The following is a 1,795-nucleotide window of genomic DNA, read 5'->3' on the forward strand; positions in this document are numbered from 1 at the left end:
GATGAGCCCTTCGGCACCGCGGTTGGATTCGAGGATCTCATGGGCGATGCGCGTCAGCGCGCGTGAGATGTCGGCTTCCTGCAGCACTGTGCGTGCAGACAATGGCCACTTCCCTTCTCCGCCTCACGGGACGGGCTTAAAGGATGGGTGTTGCCTCGATTCTAGACGACCCGGCGAGGGGCGCGCTGGTATACCAACCGGCTCACGGATGCTCAGGCTCCGAGGACGGCGACGCCCCGCTCGCGGGCCGCGTCGGCGAGGCGCTTGTCGAATGTGGCCAGTGCCGCTTGCATCTCGATGGCCGCGGCGAGCACATAGGCTTCGGGCAGCTTCAGTCGTGTCTCGGCCCGAAGCCGCGCGACACGCACCGGTTCGTCGAGTGTCGGATCGTGCCGTTCGACTCCCAGGCGTGCATACGCGCTCAGCGCATCATCCTCACGCCCCTCGCGCACAGGAGCCACGAGCGTCTCCGCGAGGGTGATCGGGTGGATGAGCAACTCGTCCTCCGTGTCAAGGATGCTGTAGGTGGCATCAGTATGAGAATCAGGCCGTCCCCAGTAGGAGATCAGGACGTTCGCATCGAGAACGATCACTCGGGCCAGTCCTTTCGCAGCTCCTCGAGGTATCTCGGCGGATACACGTCAGCGAACATCCCCCTGGTCTCCTGGAGCGCCCTCCGGCGTTCCTCACGGCGGGCTGCGCGCTTGGCCGCCAGTGTCTCCGTGCCGGCCTCCGCCAAGCGCGCGACGAGCTCGGATCGAGACGCGCCCGGCCACTCCTTCGCCGCCAGTTGGAGCCCCGCGGCCAGTTCCGGCGTCTGAGTCACCTGGATCCGCGGCAGTGTGGTCGCCATGCATCCAGTGCACCGCCGATGATCTCAGTGGTACAGAGCGGGTGGATAGCCTGAGCGGATGCCCGACACCCCGCTCCCCGCGTACGCGCCGTCCTGACGGATGCCGAGGGCAGATACGTCCTGATCAAGCGGACTCGCCCCGGGCAGGAGCCGTACTGGACCGCGCCCGGGGGCGGCGTCGAGTCGTCGGATGCGTCACCGGAGGACGCCCTGCGGCGGGAGCTGCGCGAGGAGCTGGGCGCAGAGGTCGACGTCGGCCCGGTTCTCTTCGAACGGCCTATCGACGGCATCCGCTCCGAGGTCTTCTACCGGGCGCGACTGATCAGCATGGATCTGTCGCTGCGCGTCGGGCCGGAGTTCGACGACCCGTCGCGCGGTGTGTACGACGTCGAGTCGATTCCCCCGGATGGTGTGGACGGGCTCGATGTGCGGCCGGCGGAGCTGAAACCCTGGCTTCAGCGTCAGTGATTCGTCGCGCGAAGCGCGCTCACGCGTCTGCGCGCAGCGCGGCATCCGTCAGCGGACACTGCGACACGCGGATGGGGTGACCGGTGGTGGTCAGGCACTTGCCGGTCTTCAGGTCCCACTTCCAGTCGTGCATGCTGCAGGTCAGCACGCCGTCCTCGCCGATCTTGCCGGTGCGGGTCAGGTCGGCGCGCAGGTGCGGGCAGCGGCGTTGCACGACCCAGTCGCCGATCTCGGCGTCCTCGGTCTGGTCGGTCTGCTCCTGGTACCAGTTCTCGACGTACTCGATGCGATCCACCGACAGGCACTTCAGGAACGTGGTGAGGAACTCGTTGAACTTGCCGCTGCGACCCACGGAGAACTGCATCGACAGGAAGATCGAGTTCGACCAGTCGATCTCGTGGTCGCGGATGTTGGTGGAGACCAGGTCGGCGGGGATCGTGTACCAGTAGATGCACTCCTCCCCCGCGTACTCGC

The 1,795-nt window shown here is 66.7% G+C and carries 3 protein-coding genes and 2 pseudogenes; 1 reads left to right on the forward strand and 4 read right to left on the reverse strand.

Annotated elements, in window-relative coordinates; genetic code table 11:
• The 3 genes and pseudogenes from WA967_RS03655 to WA967_RS03665 form a co-directional block, all read right to left on the reverse strand.
• Positions 1-102: pseudogene (locus WA967_RS03655) on the reverse strand (bifunctional pyr operon transcriptional regulator/uracil phosphoribosyltransferase); the annotation flags it as partial.
• A gap of 110 nt (positions 103-212) precedes the next feature.
• The gene (locus WA967_RS03660) at positions 213-593 is read right to left on the reverse strand and encodes a type II toxin-antitoxin system VapC family toxin (protein ID WP_424419543.1); all 381 of its coding nucleotides are present in this window, start codon (positions 591-593) and stop codon (positions 213-215) included.
• A complete protein-coding gene (locus WA967_RS03665) occupies positions 590-853 on the reverse strand; it encodes a hypothetical protein (protein WP_424419544.1) in 264 nt (87 codons plus the stop codon). The genes WA967_RS03660 and WA967_RS03665 overlap by 4 nt, the downstream gene beginning before the upstream one ends.
• A gap of 84 nt (positions 854-937) precedes the next feature.
• On the opposite strand from WA967_RS03665, the pseudogene WA967_RS03670 reads away from it, so the two are divergent.
• Positions 938-1,321: pseudogene (locus tag WA967_RS03670) on the forward strand (NUDIX domain-containing protein); the annotation flags it as partial.
• A 19-nt stretch (positions 1,322-1,340) separates the two neighbouring features.
• Here WA967_RS03670 and WA967_RS03675 read toward each other — a convergent pair.
• A partial coding sequence (locus WA967_RS03675) for a Rieske (2Fe-2S) protein (RefSeq protein ID WP_424419545.1) occupies positions 1,341-1,795 on the reverse strand: 455 nt, incomplete at its 5' end.

It is taken from the genome of Microbacterium sp. (assembly GCF_049650565.1).
GTDB lineage: Bacteria > Actinomycetota > Actinomycetes > Actinomycetales > Microbacteriaceae > Microbacterium.